The 16,671-nt window shown below is 63.4% G+C and carries 17 protein-coding genes and 1 pseudogene; 6 read left to right on the top strand and 12 right to left on the bottom strand.

The window, feature by feature from the left end; translation table 11 throughout:
• Positions 1–42: 42 nt before the first annotated feature.
• The 4 genes from ACVXZ4_RS01640 to ACVXZ4_RS01625 are packed head-to-tail and all read right to left on the bottom strand — an operon-like array spanning position 43 to position 3,212.
• Positions 43–498, bottom strand: coding sequence for an HtaA domain-containing protein (locus tag ACVXZ4_RS01640; RefSeq protein WP_461796516.1), 456 nt, complete (start codon positions 496–498; stop codon positions 43–45).
• Between the two features lie 10 nt (positions 499–508).
• The gene (locus ACVXZ4_RS01635) at positions 509–1,738 is read right to left on the bottom strand and encodes an NAD(P)/FAD-dependent oxidoreductase (RefSeq protein ID WP_461796515.1); all 1,230 of its coding nucleotides are present in this window, start codon (positions 1,736–1,738) and stop codon (positions 509–511) included.
• Positions 1,735–1,938, bottom strand: a complete 204-nt coding sequence (locus tag ACVXZ4_RS01630; protein ID WP_461796514.1) for a ferredoxin — start codon at positions 1,936–1,938, stop codon at positions 1,735–1,737. The genes ACVXZ4_RS01635 and ACVXZ4_RS01630 overlap by 4 nt, the downstream gene beginning before the upstream one ends.
• Positions 1,938–3,212: a cytochrome P450 gene (locus tag ACVXZ4_RS01625; protein ID WP_461796513.1), complete on the bottom strand. Its 1,275-nt coding sequence runs from the start codon at positions 3,210–3,212 to the stop codon at positions 1,938–1,940. The genes ACVXZ4_RS01630 and ACVXZ4_RS01625 overlap by 1 nt, the downstream gene beginning before the upstream one ends.
• Positions 3,213–3,406: 194 nt before the next feature.
• On the opposite strand from ACVXZ4_RS01625, the gene ACVXZ4_RS01620 reads away from it, so the two are divergent.
• The gene (locus ACVXZ4_RS01620; protein ID WP_461796512.1) at positions 3,407–3,988 is read left to right on the top strand and encodes an adenylate kinase; all 582 of its coding nucleotides are present in this window, start codon (positions 3,407–3,409) and stop codon (positions 3,986–3,988) included.
• Entirely contained in the window at positions 3,985–4,986 is a 1,002-nt protein-coding gene (locus ACVXZ4_RS01615) for an MBL fold metallo-hydrolase (protein WP_461796511.1), read from the top strand. The genes ACVXZ4_RS01620 and ACVXZ4_RS01615 overlap by 4 nt, the downstream gene beginning before the upstream one ends.
• A gap of 437 nt (positions 4,987–5,423) precedes the next feature.
• Here ACVXZ4_RS01615 and ACVXZ4_RS01610 read toward each other — a convergent pair whose 3' ends face one another.
• A complete protein-coding gene (locus ACVXZ4_RS01610; RefSeq protein WP_461796510.1) occupies positions 5,424–6,311 on the bottom strand; it encodes a GlxA family transcriptional regulator in 888 nt (295 codons plus the stop codon).
• A 478-nt stretch (positions 6,312–6,789) separates the two neighbouring features.
• Here ACVXZ4_RS01610 and ACVXZ4_RS01605 point away from each other — a divergent pair, with 478 nt between their 5' ends.
• The 4 genes from ACVXZ4_RS01605 to ACVXZ4_RS01590 all read left to right on the top strand — a co-directional run bounded on the left by ACVXZ4_RS01605 (position 6,790) and on the right by ACVXZ4_RS01590 (position 11,077).
• A complete protein-coding gene (locus tag ACVXZ4_RS01605) occupies positions 6,790–7,698 on the top strand; it encodes an alpha/beta fold hydrolase (protein ID WP_461796509.1) in 909 nt (302 codons plus the stop codon).
• A gap of 67 nt (positions 7,699–7,765) precedes the next feature.
• Positions 7,766–9,061, top strand: a complete 1,296-nt coding sequence (locus ACVXZ4_RS01600; protein WP_461796508.1) for a DJ-1/PfpI family protein — start codon at positions 7,766–7,768, stop codon at positions 9,059–9,061.
• Positions 9,062–9,093: 32 nt separating this feature from the next.
• Positions 9,094–9,771: a DUF4386 domain-containing protein gene (locus tag ACVXZ4_RS01595; protein WP_461796507.1), complete on the top strand. Its 678-nt coding sequence runs from the start codon at positions 9,094–9,096 to the stop codon at positions 9,769–9,771.
• 37 nt (positions 9,772–9,808) lie between these two features.
• A complete protein-coding gene (locus ACVXZ4_RS01590; RefSeq protein ID WP_461796506.1) occupies positions 9,809–11,077 on the top strand; it encodes a serine hydrolase domain-containing protein in 1,269 nt (422 codons plus the stop codon).
• 602 nt (positions 11,078–11,679) lie between these two features.
• On the opposite strand, the gene ACVXZ4_RS01585 is transcribed toward ACVXZ4_RS01590, so the two are convergent.
• From ACVXZ4_RS01585 to ACVXZ4_RS01555, 7 genes and pseudogenes are all read right to left on the bottom strand, one after another.
• Complete coding sequence (locus tag ACVXZ4_RS01585; RefSeq protein ID WP_461796505.1) at positions 11,680–12,471, bottom strand: hypothetical protein; 792 nt, start codon at positions 12,469–12,471, stop codon at positions 11,680–11,682.
• Between the two features lie 23 nt (positions 12,472–12,494).
• Positions 12,495–12,710, bottom strand: a pseudogene (locus tag ACVXZ4_RS01580) (inorganic diphosphatase); the annotation flags it as partial.
• A 241-nt stretch (positions 12,711–12,951) separates the two neighbouring features.
• The gene (gene crcB / locus ACVXZ4_RS01575; protein WP_461796504.1) at positions 12,952–13,329 is read right to left on the bottom strand and encodes a fluoride efflux transporter CrcB; all 378 of its coding nucleotides are present in this window, start codon (positions 13,327–13,329) and stop codon (positions 12,952–12,954) included.
• Positions 13,326–13,757, bottom strand: coding sequence for a CrcB family protein (locus tag ACVXZ4_RS01570; RefSeq protein WP_461798037.1), 432 nt, complete (start codon positions 13,755–13,757; stop codon positions 13,326–13,328). The genes crcB and ACVXZ4_RS01570 overlap by 4 nt, the downstream gene beginning before the upstream one ends.
• A gap of 123 nt (positions 13,758–13,880) precedes the next feature.
• Complete coding sequence (eno, locus tag ACVXZ4_RS01565) at positions 13,881–15,221, bottom strand: phosphopyruvate hydratase (RefSeq protein ID WP_461796503.1); 1,341 nt, start codon at positions 15,219–15,221, stop codon at positions 13,881–13,883.
• Complete coding sequence (locus ACVXZ4_RS01560) at positions 15,218–15,991, bottom strand: 2,3-bisphosphoglycerate-dependent phosphoglycerate mutase (RefSeq protein ID WP_461796502.1); 774 nt, start codon at positions 15,989–15,991, stop codon at positions 15,218–15,220. The genes eno and ACVXZ4_RS01560 overlap by 4 nt, the downstream gene beginning before the upstream one ends.
• Entirely contained in the window at positions 15,988–16,512 is a 525-nt protein-coding gene (locus ACVXZ4_RS01555) for a universal stress protein (protein ID WP_461796501.1), read from the bottom strand. Before ACVXZ4_RS01555 ends, ACVXZ4_RS01560 begins: the two co-directional genes overlap by 4 nt.
• Positions 16,513–16,671 lie beyond the last annotated feature (159 nt).

Raw genomic sequence — 16,671 nt, 5'->3', positions numbered from 1 at the left:
GTGAGCTATTTCGGACAATCTTTGTCCGTAATTACGAATTCGTCAAGAGTTGGGCAGGACATAACTGATGGGCGCCAGTTCTGCGCCCGACGGGTAACGGAAATCGAATGCGACCGCGCCTTCGCTCGTGAGCGCCGCCACGAGTTCCTGCCGCGGTCGAGCCCCGGCCAGGTTGGCAAGCACGAGCCGGCCGCCCGCTGTGCGTGTCGCCTCGGTGCCCGCGACGCTGAGCCACTGGCCGTCCGAGTCGATGTGGATCCACGGATCTTGGACGAGCAGGTTCATGGTGCCCCCGTGCGCCGTGAAGCGGATGGCTCCGGAGAACCGGTGGATCGCGCCATCCGGCTCGCTCTGTACTCCGACGTAGGGGAAGACGAAGGTGTTGTCGCGCGCCACGGCGGGCTCGGCGACGTCGATGACGCCGCCGGCCTGCTCGACGTACGCCCGGAAGGTGTCTTTCACATTCCAGGCCAGGTGTGGCCCCTCGTTGCGCGACATGGGCGGCCGATCAGGTTCGGGCCGCGGTCGGCTGCAGGATGTCGCCGGCGCGGTCGAAATCCCCGCGGTCGGCGATGAAGCGCCGGTACTTCATGATTCGCCGGGGCTGGTTGAGGGTCGCGGCGCCCACGAGTCGGTCGCCCACCCGGTACAGCGCCACGAAGCTGTCGTCGTTCGGACCACCTGACGCGAAACTGACGCTGTCGGCGACCGCGGTACCCACGAACTGGATGCGGTGGCCGTACCAGTCGCTCCAGAAGTACGGAACGGTCTCGTAGCCCAGCGCCTGTTCCGGGAAGAGCGCGTTCACACCGGCTCTCGTGCCCTGGTCAGACGCATTGGTCCAGTTCTCGAGCCGCATCGTGGCGTCCATCAGTCCGTTCGGCCAGTGCGCGACGTCCCCGGCGGCGTAGACGTCCTGCGCGGACGTGCGCAGGTATGCGTCGCACACCACACCACCATCGATCGGATTCAGCTCGAGGCCGGAGTCCACGAGCCATCCGGTCGCCGGCGCGGCCCCGATGCCCACGATGATGAGGTCTGCGGCGATGGTCTCGCCCGTGCTCAGTCGCACCGCCTCGACACGTTCCGTGCCGATCACCTCCTCGACCTGAACCCCACACAGCAGTCGCGTGCCGTTGCGCTCGTGCAGTCCGCTGATCGCGATGCCCACTACTTCGCCAACGGCGCGCACGAGCGGTACGGGCGCGGCCTCGACGATGGTCACAGTCGCACCCTTGGCTCGTGCCGACGAGGCTAGCTCAGAGCCGATGAAGCCAGCGCCAATGATGACCAGATGCGTGTCGGCGTGAATCGCCTCGCGCAGCCGGTGAGCATCGTCGAGCGTGCGGAGGGTCTGGATGCCATCGAGCTCGGGCAGATGCGCCAGTACCCGAGGCTCGGCACCCGTCGCGATGATGAGCTTCTCGAAGGGGATCTCTTCGCCGCCTACCGAGATGGTGTGGCGCTCGGGATTGAGTGCGTCCACCAGGGCGCCGAGCCTCAGCTCGACCGCGAGATCGTCCCGCAGCTCGCTCTCGGTGAGGAAGTAGCTCGGCGCGCCGCCCTCAGCGAGAAACTCCTTCGACAGCGGGGGGCGATCGTAGGGCAGGTGGGCTTCCGCGCCGAACAGGGTGATTCGGCCGGCGTAGCCACCGCGCCGGGCGGCTTCGACGGCGCGCAGGCCCGCGAGGCTGGCGCCCACGACTACGAGTCCGGCATCCGATGACGGGCTGGTCATGAGGCGCTCGCGATCGTGAGTGCCTTGGCCGGGCACGAGCGCACCGCGGTCTCGATGTCTTCGCGGTCCGCATCCGAGATCGTGTCCTCGAGCAGGATGAGCACCCCATCGTCACCGACCTCGAAGTGGTCGGGGGCGATGGATTCGCAGATGCCGATCCCTGTGCAACGGGTGCGATCGACGATGACGGTGGTGGCCATCAGCTGACCTTTACAGGCAGGCGCTTGATGCCATTGATGAACTCGCTGTACAGCTCTTCCGGCTCGCCCACCTCGATCGCCGGCAGCTTCTCAAGGATCTCGCTGAACAAAGCGCGCAACTGGGCCTTCGCCACCCCATTGCCGAGACAGAAGTGGATGCCGCCGCCACCGAACCCGACGTGCGCGCTGCGACCGCGGGTGAGGTCGAAGGAGTGCGGATTCTCGAACTCCCGTTCATCGCGGTTGCCGGAGGCGTAGAACACCACAACCTTGTCTCCCTCGACGATGTGCTGGCCGCGAAGCTCGATGTCCTGCCGCGCGGTACGCGCGAACTCGATGACCGGCGAGGCATAACGCACGAACTCCTCGATGGAGCCTGCGATGCGGCCGTCGAAGTCCTCGGTGAGCCAGGCCTTTTGGTCAGGGTTGCGGTCAAGGGCCACCACGGTGCGCGAGGTGGTCTGTTTGGTGGTGTCGTTGCCGGCGACGCTGAGCAGCAGCATGACGGCGCCGATCTCGTCGTCGGTGAGGGGCGCCCCGTCGAAGTTGGCTCCGGCGAGCGCGGTAGCGATGTCATTCGCGGGGTGCTGGCGTCGGTGGGCGACCAGGTCGACACCGATCTGCTGCAGGATGCCCAGCTGCTGCATGACGAATTCCATGGGGTTCACTCCCGGTGGCATCATTTCCGGGTCGCGGGCACCGATGAACCGGTCTCCTGCCTCGGCGAACTCGCGCACGAGGGACTCCGGAACGCCGACCATGTCGGCCACCGTGAGCATCGGGAGCTTGGACGAGACCTCGGCGACGAAGTCGAACTCCCCGCCACCCACCACCCGATCCACTATCTCTCCAGCGCGTCGCGAGATCTTCTCGCTCAGCACGCCGACTGCCTTCGGGGTGAACGCGCGACTCATGATCTGGCGGTAGCGGGTGTGAAAGGGCGGATCCATGCTCAGGAAGGTAGGCGGCTGGATCAGCGCGGGGTGCTGCGGGCGCAGACCGACCGATCCGGGCTCGCCGGAGCCGAAAAGTTCGTTGTTCTCGCTCACGTAGCGAATGTCCTCCGCCAGAGTCACCGCCCAGAAGCCGGATTCTCCGTGTACCTCTGCGGGCATCTCCGGGGTTTCCAGCGGGACATGCCAGCTCACCGGATTGTCGCGTCGCAGTCGGGCGAAGGTCTCATCCCGCTGTTCGAAGGTCTTGCCCCAAAACTGCACACTGGAGATGTCCTCCGTGGTGGTGGAATCGTGCCGGGTTGCATAAACGGTCGTCATTGACTGTCCTCTCGTTGGTCCTGCGAATCGTGCGCCGGTGCTCCTGCGAAGTGAGATTTCAGACGGTTTTCGTCTGTTGGTCGAGGGTAACCCTCGCCGACCATCGCGTCAACGCATTCTCGGCGAACTCGAACATTACGGACGATTATTGTCTGTTAGAGTGCTCGTCAACAGTCAGTGACGAAGGAGTGACGATGAGGGTGTTGCTGATGGGACCGCCCGGGGCCGGAAAAGGCACGCAGGGGCTGCGCCTGGCCGCACGCCACGGCGTCGTCATGATCTCAACCGGCGAGCTCTTCCGGGCACACGTGCGGGACCGCACCAACCTCGGCCGGCAGATCGCGGCCATCGTCGACTCGGGCGACTACGTACCAGACGAACTCACCAACGCGGTAGTGCGCGATCGACTCGGACGGCCGGATGCTGCTGCAGGCTTCGTTCTGGACGGCTACCCCCGCACGCTCGGTCAGGTGACCGAACTCGACGCGATCCTTTCCGAGCTCGGGATCGACCTCGATGCCGTCGTCGAACTCGGAGCCTCCGACGACGAGGTCATCGGGCGACTGATGGTGCGCGACACCGAGTCGCGACGCAGTGACGACTCCCCGGACGTCGTCCTCAAACGACTCGCGATTTATCATGAGCAAGCGGCCCCATTGCGTGACGACTACAAACGGCGAGGATTGTTGATCGAGATCGACGGCTCCTATCCCCCAGACGAGGTCGAGCGCCAGATTGCGGCATCCATTCGGTCCGTCGCTCCTGCCGGTTCGTGACGACGGTCACCGGAACCGACCAGCAGCGCGCCTGGTCGGAGAAGCGGATGCCGTCCGTCGAGAAGGTCAGCAACCACGTCTGGTCGGTTCCGGTGGCGTGCGATCCGTTCCCGGTCCGCTACACGCTCGCGTATCTGATGACCAACGCTGCCGGGGATTTCGTCGTGGTGGACCCCGGATGGGATAGCCCGGAGGGCCGCGCACAGCTCCTCGACGCGATCGCCGCCGCGGGGCTGCAGCTGGACCGATTGGTGGGGATCGTCGTGACGCATTTCCACCCGGACCACGTGGGCATGGCGCAGGCGCTCTCCGACATGACCGGGGCATGGATCGGGATGCACCCCCTAGACACGCTCCCCGGAGTCACCTCGGCAGCCGTCACGAGTGCGATCGACGCGGATCGCCGATGGTTGGTGACCTGCGGTGTGCCCGAACCGATGCACAGCACTATGTTGCTGACAGAGCGATCGCTCCGCGCCTTCGGCGGCTCCCCACAGGTTCGAATGGAGTTCGCCGATGGCGACGGGATCCCGTTGCCGGATCGCGACCTTCGGGTGGTCTGGACTCCGGGTCATAGCGCCGGCCATCTCTGCGTGGTCGACCACGACGAGCAACTCGTGCTCACTGGAGACCATGTCCTGCCGAGAATCTCGCCCAACATCGGTATCGGCTTCCACGACGGTGAGCGCGATTCAGTGGGCGAGTATCTGCGATCGCTAGAGACTATTGCGGAATGGGACGCCTACGAGGTCTGCCCCGCGCACGAGTGGAGGTTCGCCGGCCTCGCCGAACGCTGCCGCGAACTGACCGAGCACCATCAGGTGCGCAGCGCTGAAGTCGAAGCGGTTCTCGCCGCGACACCTGAGGCTTCAGTGTGGCAGATCGCCGAGCAGCTGACGTGGTCGCGTGGCTGGGCCAATCTCGATTCTGACGGCGTTCGCGGCGCTCTCGGCGAAACCCTGGCACATGTTCGCCATCTTCGCGCGATGGTGCGGTAGTTCCGGAACGCACCGCGACAGGAAGCAATTCTTTCTCGCCGCTGAGCGATACCTGCAGACGGTCGGGGCGCCCGTCCGCGTCGCTGACCTTGACGGTGAAATCTGCGTCGAAATCAAAGCAGGTTTCGCGCCGAACCAAGCCGACTAGCAGACCCTGCAGGCCGGGAAGGTGGTGGCCCTCGCGCCGACAGTCTGTCTCCCAGAGTTGGACAGCGTCGCTGGAACAGTCAGCTGTCCCGGCCTTAGAGCACGGAAAGGGCACCGCCAATTCCAGCGGTTCCCGCGCCCTGTGGTTCAAAAACCACCTACCTTGATCAGCTCTGTTCTCAGTGCGCCCAAGGATTTGAACCCCAGGTGAAATGTGGGCACTGGCACGGCCAGGCTGTGATTTTCACGGGCACAGATCGACCGGTAATTTCGGCTCCCGAGCTGTACACCTAACCCGGCCCGAAATGATGGCGATGATCCGACGGAGTCGTGTTCAGGCGTCGGCGAAATGCCCGGTTCATGGTCTCGGGCGCCCCGAAGCCGCACGCGCGAGCGATCTGTTCGACCGTGAGGACCGTGGTCTCGAGCAGGCGGCATGCTGCTTCCATTCGCACCGCTTCGACGTGTTCCGCTGGCGTGATCCCGACCTCGAGCTTGAATAGGCGACTGAACTGGCGTTCCGAGAGGTGTGTGCGGGCTGCCATGACCGGGATCGACAGATCGTCCGCCAGGTGCTCGGGAAGCCAAGCGAGAAGGTCACGAATCGGCTCCTCGTTAGCCGACTGGGCCGCCAACAGTGCGGAGAACTGACCTTGACCACCGGATCGACGCAGGTAGACGACGAGTTGCTTGGCAACGAAAGCGGCAGCCTGCCTACCGTGATCATCAGCCACCAACGCCAGCGAAAGATCGATACCGGCAGTGACCCCGGCGGATGTCCACACGTTGCCGTGCTGAACATAGATCGCGTCAGGGTCGACCGATACGTCGGGGTATTCCTGTTCGAGCTGCGCGCAGTCCGCCCAGTGGGTGGTCGCTTCTCTGCCGTGGAGGAGCCCCGCAGCGGCGAGCAAGAAGGCTCCGGAGCACACGGATGCTACTCGTCGAGATCTCCCGGCCACGCGCCGGATGTTGCCAATCAACTCCGCATCGTCGGTCGCCTGGTCGAAGTCGCGCCCGCCAGCCACAACGAGCGTGTCGATGTCGCCGACGACCTTCTCTATCGGCGTGGTTGCGTATTCCAACCCACTCGTTGAGAGAACCGGACCACCGCCGACACTTACGACCTGAGTCGAGTACGGCGGTATGGACAGGAACCGGGAGGCGGTCGAGAACACTTCTAGCGGCCCGGCTACGTCGAGGATCTGGGCGCCCGGGAATCCGACGATGACGATGCGTGGTTGCGGCACGACCCTCCGATACAGAAGTCATTATCAGCCAAACGCGTGGCCGAGAACGTCAACATCGTGTCCTAGGCGGGTCGGCGACCGAACTCTACCGTGAATGCATACCCACAGACAGGAATCGAGAGCAAATGCGCACCCCACGCACGACACAGATTCCGTGGATGTGGCTCGCCACGACAATCGCACTCACGACGGTTGTGATCGCATTCGGCCGCTTTAAGAGCAACGAGCGAATCGCACAAGCAATCGCGGTCGGAGCAACACGACGCCGAGAAGAACCCACCGCCGCGACATTTCCCATTGACGCCAGACAAATTCACGAATCGAGCTCGAAATGACCCCTACAAAACCATCCCAACAGTCCCGACCCCGTCGCCGGACGCGAATGGCCCGAGGATTCGGCATAGCCGTGGTCACTCTTCTCCTGCTCACCGGAGTCTCGGCTCTGGCGAACGCATCCATCACCGCATCGGAAAAGAAGACCCTCACCCCATACGGCCAGCGAGTATCGGTCAATGCGGGCTCACTCAATGTGTACCGCAATGGCGGAACCGGACCGACGATGGTTCTTCTCAGCGGCTTCGGCACCCCGGCACCTGCGATCGACTTCGCACCCCTTATACGCAAGCTGGACGCGTTCAACGTGATCGTCGTCGAGGGCTTCGGCTACGGCTACAGCGATCTGAATGTTGCAAATCGCACGATCGAGAACATTACGAGCGAACTCCACCAGGTTCTGGCCAAACTGCTGGTGAACGAGCCCGTGATTCTGGTCGGCCACTCCGTCGGAGGTCTCTATGCACGCTATTACGCGAACGCCTACCCGAAGGAGGTCTCCGCCATCGTCGGTATCGACCCCATGGCGGCTACGACGTCATCGCTTAAGGTCGGGGCACCGTCGATCGCGGAGGGTATCCAGGCCGGTACCGGTCTCTTCCGATTGGTGACGACTGTCGCGCCCGCCCTCATCCAGCCTCCCGGGACCGCCTACACGCCAGGCGACCGCCGGCGAACCGCTGCCATGACGAATTGGAACTATGGCAACGTCTCGATCTCCGACGAATGGAGCCGAATCGGTGCCAATTCCACAAAAGCCAATGCGCGCCCGTTCGCCGCCGACCTTCCGGTCCTCGAGGTCCTGTCGAGCGAGAGCGTCACGACGATGCCGGAGTGGTTGCCCAACCATGAAAAGGAGCTCAAGGGAGTGGCCACGCATCAGCTCGAGGTGGTTGAGGGATCCCATTACCTGCACTGGACGCAGTCCGCGGCGCTGGCTCGGATCATCTCGAACTTCATCGCCGCGCACGTCACCGACTAACCAATCAAGCTCTCGACGCCGCAACGTGAAGCACCCGGACAGTCGACCCATCACATGCAGGAGAATCATGTCGCCCATACTGCGCCGCATAGGCGCCATCACCCTCTCAGCTACCATCGCCCTCGTCGCATTCGCTGCCACAGCCGCGGCCGGGATCGTTCACTCCAGCCAACCGTCCCCCTCGAAAGTCGCGGGCACCCCGAGCGCCCACCAACCCGCTCCGCGCAGCGCGAAAGCCCGCTTCAACGTTGCAGTAGTCCTCGGTCAATCAGGGTCAGACGCGACTGACGTGCTCGCTCCCTACGAGGTGCTCGCTAGCTCACCCGCCTTCGCTGTCTACACGATCGCCGCCTCGACGAAACCAGCGGCCCTGGACGGCGGCCTGGCTGTCGATCCTGACTACACGTTCGCGGATGTCGCTTCCGGAACCGCTCCAACTCCGGATGTGATCGTCGTTCCGGCCGTCAATCTCCCCGATGGCCCGGAGGAGGAGGCCGCACGCGATTTCGTCGCCGAGGCCTACGGGGACGGTGCGCGCATTCTCGGGATCTGCGCGGGTTCACGCCTGCTCTCCGCAACCGGGATTCTCAACGGCCTCACGGCCACGTCGCATTGGTCACGTATCGCCGCACTGGAGAAATCCAACCCCGAGGTTTCGTGGATCCGGGGGCAACGCTATGTGCAGGACGGTCGAGTGACCACCACGGCCGGCGTCACCTCGAGCATTTCCGGGGCACTCAAGGTGATGGCCGACCTGGCCGGAAGCTCGGAAGCTGCACGAGTGGGCGGCGAGATTGCCTACCCGGGCTGGACGCTCGGTCAGGCAACGACAATACCCAAGGCATCGTTCGGACTTGCAGATGCCGCCGTGCTGCTGAACACAGCGTTTCCGTGGGGTCGCCCGAGCTTCACCATCGAGCTGCATGACGGAGTGGGCGAGATCGATGCCTCTGCTCTCTTCGAGGTCTACGCCTATTCCCAGTCGGCCCAAACGCGCGCCGTGTCCTCCACCGGATCCGTCCGCACGAGACACGGACTCGTATTGCGCACGGAACTGAAACGCGATGCCGCCGAGCCGACGCTCGTCGCCGGCGGCTTGGAGAGCACCAGCGGATTCGGCGGTCTCGACGCCGCGTTCGAGCAGCTGGGTCGCTCCGTCAGCCCCGCAATTGTCGTGTCCGTAGGAAAGATGCTCGAATACCCACTCGACCGAGTCGTCCCCGCCCCCACACAAACGGCTGACCCATGGCGCGCGCCGACCCTTCTCGGGCTAGCCGTTCTGCTCGCCACAGGCCTCGGCACCCTCCCGCTTCTCGCACGCCGGCTCCGGCGACGCAAACGACCATCCATCATCCGACCGTGAATCACCCCACCCTCTCAACAAGGACAACAGCAATGACGAAAGAAACGAACGTCCCGCACATTTCCCGCAGTGCTGCCTGGGTCGGAGGTGTCTGCCTGCTCCTCATTGCAGTACTCGCCGGCGCCGGCAACTTCGGCGCGCTCGCTCCTCTCATCACTGCAGGCGACGCAGCAAAGACCGCCGCTGCCATCAGCGGTTCGGAACTCCAATTCCGCATCGGCGTGCTTTGCATGATCCTCGCGGCCATCCTCGACGTTGTTGTCGCTGCCGCACTGCTTCGCATTCTGGAGCCAGCGAACCGGATGGTTGCCCTCACAGCCGCGTGGTTCCGCATTGCATACGCTGCGGTGTTCGTCGTGGCCCTCACCCAACTCGCGAGCGTACCGAATTTGCTTCAGAACCCGGACCGGGCCCTCGACGCGATCGACTCGTACAACGTCATCTGGCACGTCGGGCTGATGCTGTTCGCCGGGCACCTCCTCTTAGTGGGGTACGTGGCCGTCCGGTCACGCATTCTGCCGCTTTGGCTCGGCATTCTGGTCGGCATCGCCGGCGCGGGATACTTCGTCGACGGCGCCGGCACCATCCTCCATCCCGACTATGTTCCGTCGATCTCGACCGTCACCTTCATCGGAGAGGTCGCACTCATTGGCTGGCTTCTGTGGGCGGCCATTCGCCGACCACAGTTCCAGCTCGCAGCCGCCAAGTGAGACATCCGTCGTCCGCTCTTACTGGAAAGGAATCGAAATGTCTGACGTGAGAAGTCGCTTCGGCACCCGCCCCACTCGCAAGCGCAGATCCCGCCGCTGGTTCCGACGCGCGGCTGCCGCCTTCGTTCTGGTGCTCGTCCCGGCGGCGATACTATTTCAATCACTGCGAAGCGGCCAGTACGCGGACGACAGCTGGACTGGCGTCCTCATGGCGGCAGTCCTCATCGTCATGTTCGTCACGACCAGGCGGCTAGTGCTGACGCTTCTCGTTGCAGCACTCGTCGTTGGCCTCACAGTTTGGGCCGTCACTCCATCCGCAGTGGCTTCCGCCCTCGGCGACTCCGTCGTTCTCGCCAAGATCGACCAGGCGCACGATTCCGGGCTACTCACCCGGCAGCGCGACATCGCGGTCGCGTTGGTATCCCTTCATAGCGACGCGCCTATTCGGTATGCGGGCGTGGGCGCATCGGACGCCACCCCTATGGAGATCGGATCACTGACCAAGGCGATGACCGGGTTGGTCATCGCTGATTCTGTGGGCCGAAGCGAGATCCGAATGGACACGCCGATTTCCACCTACCTTCCTCAGATGGCGGGCTCTCCCGCTGGCACCGTGACGATGCATGAACTCGCGACACATACTGCCGGCTACGCCGCCTTTGGACCGACCGCCCTTCGGCGGGCCAGCTGGAGCGCTCCATTCGGCCGGAACTTCCTCGACAGTGATCTCAGCGAGCTTTACGCGGATGCCAGACAAGGGACGCTCGAGACACGGGGGACCTATTCCTATTCGACCTTGGGAGCCGCAATCGCCGGGCAAGCTGTCGCCGCGGCAGCCGGGATGACCTACCCCGCCTTAATGCAGGAGCGGCTCTTTGGACCGCTCGGCATGAAGCACACATTCATCCAAGGCTCACATGCACTAGTGCCGGGCGGATGGTCAACGTCGGGCCTTCCTGTCCAGCCCTGGCTCCTTGGCGCGTATGCCCCCGGAGGCGGCGGAGTGTCTACAACTCGAGACCTCGCGATACTCGCCACTGCGCTCCTCGATGGCTCAGCACCCGGCGTGCCCGCCCTTGATGCCACCACGCCCACCACGCAGATAGACACGCGGGTGGGGACCTTCTGGCACACCTCGACCCTGAAGTCAGGCACAAAGCTCACGTGGCACGGCGGGCAAACCGGCGGCTACACCACCTACTTCGGCCTTGACCGGACCAGAGGGACCGCCGCCATCGTGCTCTCCGACGTTGCCAATCCCGCGACAGATACCCTCGGTGTCGCGCTCCTGACCAACCGCGACTGAATCTGCAGGAGGGCGACTCGGTGCACCGAGAGTTTCATGGTGCCGTGCGTCTCGCCGAAGAGGATGTCCTTGGCGAGATTGGAACGTCTGCCCTGCTGTTCAAAGGTCAATTGGCTACCTCAGCCTGCCGTACCAAAACCCAGACAAACACTGGGCTGCGAAAAGTCAAGCTGGTCGATTTTCGACTCAGAACCGGCGCCAAATGTTTTGCAGTGTGGGCAGAAACAGAAACGGGCCAGACCCTATTCCACAAGAAATCCAGGTCAGGCCCCTTATTCTAAGTGCGCCCGGAGGGATTTGAACCCCCGACCTATTGATCCGTAGTCGAAAGCCGGAGGCCCGGAGTTATGCGGAAGTGGCCGAAATGTCGCCAAATCGTTGATGACTGGGCACGACCCCGGTGACGCGATCTGACCAGGATGTTATCCAGGTGTGGGTGAGATGTGGGCAGACGGGAGAGTGAGATTCCGCCTGTGTTCGGAACCGGACTCACTCGCGAAGCGAGGGGGAAACACCCGTCTCGGTGGGCGTTTCCCCCTCTAGCTCGCAGTTCGAAGGACGTGGAACCTTCGTGTGTACTGCGAGCGGTCTGGGGTTACGGATCAGCCGCCCTCGTCACGGGACCGCTGCATGATCAGCGGGAAGCTCCAGCCGTGAAACCAGCCGAGGGTTCGGATCCAGGATGCGTCGATCGCAGCGGTGCTCGCGTCTCCCGACTGTGTCATGGACTCCGTCAGAGCGAGCAACATCGTGTGAAGCTCCGCGAGTTGCGTGACTGTCTGATCCCTCGTCTCATTGTCGACGTCGCCGGAAGCGATCAGGTGAAGGCGGCACGGAAGGCTGGTCGGCGCGACTTCCCCGCTCGCTCTCCCCCAGCAATCCGGGCACGCGTGGGGCTGCCAGTGAGCGGCAGTGTCCTGGAACCACGAGCGAGTGAACGCGAATCGGTTCGCTTCGGCCGCGAGTGAGTCGGGGTCGAATCCGGCGTGGGTCACCAGGATTCCGGACGGTGTCCCATCGCGAACGTCGTCACATACCAAGCAAGTACCCTGCCCGGCGAGCGTCTTCATTCTCCGACGATGGTGATTGGTCGACAGCTCGGCAATCATTCGCTCGAGCAGGTAGGCGTAAAGGATGGAAACGTCGAACGGTTGGTGTCCACCTCGTCTGCCAGCGCCCGATTCCCACAGCTCGATCTCGGTGGAGGAATAACCCCAGGCGTGCCGCGAACACATACCCCAATCGGCATGAAGACGTGCCCTCGTCTGAGTGTCCATGATGTCTCCGTGAACGAAGGACCACAGCACGCGCACCTCGTCGACGCTGAGATTCTGAGATTCGTCGGGTGCCAGAGGGAGGTCATACCGTCTCAGCGCGGTGACCTGGTCACTCATGCGCCGCACCAAGCAGGGAAGCCGAGCACTCCCGGAAAGATCGTGTTGTTGAGTAGGACGGGTGCGTCCAATGGATCTCCATCCTCGCCGAGAGAGTCTTCGATGAATCCGCAATCGGCCGGATACCCCATCGGGGTGAAGAGTTCCCGGTCGTGACTGATACGTCCCGTGAGATGGTCGACCTCGTACTTGTTGTTGCCGCCCTTGGGAATCTCGATCATCACGCTCAGAGTGGTCATAGTCCGTCCTTTCCGGTTCGAGGTTCCGTGTCATCGAGGTGGGACCGAAGCCACCCAGCAACGCGTTCTTCGTCGAGGGCACGCGTACTGACATCGCCCAAAAGTCGCAGTATCAGCGAGTCTGAGATCTCGGCCAGGCGGCGAGCCAGCTCCTCGAGCACGCTCGCCCAGCGTGCTATCGACCGCGCGGCAAGTTCGAGCACGGTTGCAGTGTCGGCGAAGTCGACTTCATTGTGCGGGCTCACAGCAGGGACCCGATCCACAGTCCGAAGGATGCCGCGGCGACGGCAACGACCAGCATTCCTGGCCCATTGGCCACGGCTGCACCAAACCGACGGCTTTGCACGAGCCGCACTGTTTCGAAACTGCCAGTGCTGAAGGTCGTGTAGCCGCCCAGAAGCCCCGCTCCGAGAACGAGGTGCGCGCTGTCGGGCAGAACCCGGGCGAGCGTGAGCCCCGTGATGAGGCCGAGCAGCAACGATCCCGAAATGTTGATGAGGAAGGTGGCGATGGGAAAGTTCAGTTTTGATTGGCTTCGTACCAGTCCGTCGACCAGTAGGCGGAGGGCAGCTCCCACGCCGCCAGCGGCGCACAGTCCAATGAAAATCAGTGCTGTCACGATGCGGCCCCCGGGTCAGCCGTGATTTGTCGTCTCTGGTGGACGGCCGAAGCGATCGCGATTCCCGCAAACGTCGTAGCGGCACCCACGACCAGGGTTGCTACCGCGTAACCGATCGCTGCTGCTGCACGGCCATCCGCGAGCAGTTGGCTCGTGTCGGTGGCGAGGGCACTGTAGGTCGTGAAGCCGCCAAGGACACCGGTGCCGAGTAATAGGCGCAGTGATCGCCTCCGCCCCTCATCGGCCCCCGTCCGCGCGAGCGCTTCGAGCAACGCACCCAGTGCGAAAGCGCCGACGACATTGATCACCAGAATGATCACCGGGATACCCCACGCTGACGGCACGATGATGCTCAGTGCCTCTCGCAGTGCCGTTCCCACCATCCCGCCGAGAGCAACCACAGCAAGGTAGCGGATGCGCAGGTGCACCGGTCGACTGGCTCCCGGGTGAGAGTCGCCGAGCTCGATATCACTGTCGACGGGCAAGCCGCTTCCCTGGGTCATGCCGTTGGTTGCTGAGATGTCGTTCACTCGTCAGCAGTTCCCTTCTTGTCAGGCGAGCCCGTAGCGAAGGCCCGGGGTGCTTGTTTCGATTTCCATCAAACGGTTGTACTTCGCCACGCGTTCGCCTCGCGCGGGGGCACCCGATTTGATCTGGCCGACCCCCGTGCCGACGACGAGGTCAGCGATGAACGTGTCGCCGGTCTCACCCGAACGATGCGAGACCATGCTGGCCATTCCTGATTCGCGAGCGGCCGCGATCGCGTCGAAGGTCTGACTGACCGTGCCGATCTGGTTCGGCTTGATCAAAGCAGCATTCGAATACCCCTGAGCGGCTCCGTCACGGATACGTGCAGCATCCGTGACGTAGAGGTCATCCCCCACCAATTGCGTCCGGTTCCCGACCCGATCGAAGAGCACCTTCCAACCTTCATGATCATCCTCTGCAAAGCCGTCCTCGATGCTCCGCAACGGATAGACATCCAGCAAGCGCACGTAATAGTCGGCCAGGTCCTCGCGCGAGAGCATTTTGCCCGCGATTCGGTATTGACCGTTGCCTTCGTAAAATCCGTTCGCGGCTGGGTCGATCGCGATCGCGATGTCGTTCAGCCCGGGCGTGAACCCGGCGTCTCCGATGGCGTCGACCAGAAGTTCCAGCGCTTCCTCCGGGCTGCTGATCGGTGGGGCGAATCCTCCCTCGTCGCCCAGCCCGGTCGCGTTGTACTTAGTGCGAATTCGCGCCGCGAGGGCATGGTAGATCTCCGACCCTGCTTCCACTGCAAGGGCTTCTGTGTCCGCTCCGACCGGCGCGATCATGAACTCCTGGAAGTCCAGATCGTTGGCCGCATGTGCGCCACCGTTCAGAACATTGAAATGCGGCACCGGCATCGATTCCGCAGCCCCGGTGGCCCGCGCGATCCACTTATGAAGCGGCACCCCCGCCTGATGTGCGAAAGCCCGAGTGGCTGCGATGGACAAAGCCACGATGGCGTTCGCCCCTAACCGGCCCAGATTGGGCGTGCCATCCAGCTTCCGCATCGCGGAGTCCACTTCGCCGATGGAGGTCCAACTGCGCGTCACGAGCAGTGGACCCAGCTCGTTCATCACTCCAGCAACGGCCTGACGCACTCCGCGACCCGAGAACGATGCTCCGCCATCGCGCAATTCGACGGCCTCGAACGCGCCAGTGGAAGCTCCGGCTGGCGCAGACGCCTCGACAATGGCGCCGTCCTCAAGCTGGAGGCTCACCTGGATCGTGGGAAAGCCGCGCGAGTCCAGGATTTGGTGTGCCGTGACCGCCCTGATCGCCACGGGATGCCCCGTGGGATGACTGACGTATTCGCCCGCAGCGTGGTCCACCGCAAAGTGTGCACCGGTGTAGTCGTTCATCATGTTCCTCCTTCGTGTGCGAGTGCGAGAGCGGCTGCTTTCGCGGTTGAGGCATCCAAGTACTCCCCGCCGGCAACGACAGGAACCAGGTCATCATCGAATCGGTACACCAGCGGCTGTCCCGTAGGGATGTTCAGCTCCTGCAACGCGCCATCGTCCAGATCGTCGAGAACACCGCAGAGAGCGCGCAGTGAGTTGCCATGCGCGACGAGCATCACCGATGCGCCGGATTCGATCTCCGGGACAACACGTTCGGAGTAGAACGCGCGAACACGGCCGCTGACCTCTCGCAGCGACTCTCCGCGAGTCAGTGCGGCCGTCGGAAGATGCCTGAAGAGTGATGTCGCGGCCAATTCCACGTAAAGGTCGTCCGTCATTTGCGGCGGCGCGCTGTCGACTGACCGTCGCCAGGCCCTGAACTGATTCCGACCGAACTGCGCGAGGACCTCCGCCTTCGACCTGCCCGTAAGAGCACCGTAGTTGCGCTCATTCAATCGCCAGTCGCGCAGGAGACGACCGATCCCAGTGACGCACTCGACAAGGACCTCCGCGGTCTGTCGAGCGCGAAGCATTTCAGAAGCGAACACGACATCCGGAATAATTGCTGACTTCTGGACCAGAAGTCCTGCCAACCGCGCCTCGACCAAGCCGAGCGCAGTAAGCGGGGCATCGATGACGCCAGTGAACAGGCCAGCCGCATTCGCAGCACTCTGGCCGTGACGAACGAGCACCAAAGTCCTCCCACTTCCCCCGCACTCTTCCTCCCTGCTCATGTGTCCTCCCACGGCAATGGGCGTTCGAACGGAATGGGATCTAGCGGAATGACGACGACCGGCCGATGTTGACGGTGCGCCAAATGAACGGCGATGGAGCCGTTGAACATCTCTTGAAACGAACCGGTCATGCCGGCCCGGCGGCTGCCGACCACGATCATCGACGCGTCGACCACTTCGGCGAGGCGTCCGAGAGCACGTGCAGGATCCCCGGCGAGCTCCCGTCTGCTCCAGCTGTCGCCTTCCGGGCCGAGCAGTCTCGAGAGTTGCGCCAGAAGCTTGGTCGGAAGACCGGAGTGCCTTTCATCGCCCATATCCGGGTCGATCGGCATCGAACGACCGTTTCCATCAGGTAGTTCGTCGATCACGTACCGACCGGCGTCAACCCAGGCGCAGATGAGCTGGGTGCCCAGTCGAGAAGCCAAGGCCAGTGCCTGCTCGACAACGACATCGGACTGCCCGGACGCAACCCCCACGACCAGAGGTCCGAAGGTGGGCGATGATTCGCGTGCGGCGGTCACGGGGGCTCCTATCTCTAAGCGCACAAGAGTGCTGAGATAGGGACTGTTGTCGACAATTCGCCGAGGTTGGTTCCGGTGAGCCCCACCGCCGGAGCGCTTCCGCGCTTCTCTTCCAGCATGCCACGTGACGTTGCTAAAGGGAAGGCCGGTAGCGGCTCA

This window comes from Lacisediminihabitans sp. FW035, assembly GCF_054880895.1.
Note: the sequence above shows the minus strand (reverse complement) of the source record. Positions and strands in the feature narration are given on the sequence as shown.

Excerpts from the sequence above, each read along its gene's own strand:
- ACVXZ4_RS01640 (WP_461796516.1), bottom strand. The coding sequence starts at position 498 with ATGTCGCGCAACGAGGGGCCACACCTGGCCTGGAATGTGAAAGACACC.
- ACVXZ4_RS01635 (WP_461796515.1), bottom strand. The coding sequence starts at position 1,738 with ATGACCAGCCCGTCATCGGATGCCGGACTCGTAGTCGTGGGCGCCAGC.
- ACVXZ4_RS01630 (WP_461796514.1), bottom strand. The coding sequence starts at position 1,938 with ATGGCCACCACCGTCATCGTCGATCGCACCCGTTGCACAGGGATCGGC.
- ACVXZ4_RS01625 (WP_461796513.1), bottom strand. The coding sequence starts at position 3,212 with ATGACGACCGTTTATGCAACCCGGCACGATTCCACCACCACGGAGGAC.
- ACVXZ4_RS01620 (WP_461796512.1), top strand. The coding sequence starts at position 3,407 with ATGAGGGTGTTGCTGATGGGACCGCCCGGGGCCGGAAAAGGCACGCAG.
- ACVXZ4_RS01600 (WP_461796508.1), top strand. The coding sequence starts at position 7,766 with ATGTCGCCCATACTGCGCCGCATAGGCGCCATCACCCTCTCAGCTACC.
- ACVXZ4_RS01595 (WP_461796507.1), top strand. The coding sequence starts at position 9,094 with ATGACGAAAGAAACGAACGTCCCGCACATTTCCCGCAGTGCTGCCTGG.
- ACVXZ4_RS01590 (WP_461796506.1), top strand. The coding sequence starts at position 9,809 with ATGTCTGACGTGAGAAGTCGCTTCGGCACCCGCCCCACTCGCAAGCGC.
- ACVXZ4_RS01585 (WP_461796505.1), bottom strand. The coding sequence starts at position 12,471 with ATGAGTGACCAGGTCACCGCGCTGAGACGGTATGACCTCCCTCTGGCA.
- eno (WP_461796503.1), bottom strand. The coding sequence starts at position 15,221 with ATGATGAACGACTACACCGGTGCACACTTTGCGGTGGACCACGCTGCG.
- ACVXZ4_RS01560 (WP_461796502.1), bottom strand. The coding sequence starts at position 15,991 with ATGAGCAGGGAGGAAGAGTGCGGGGGAAGTGGGAGGACTTTGGTGCTC.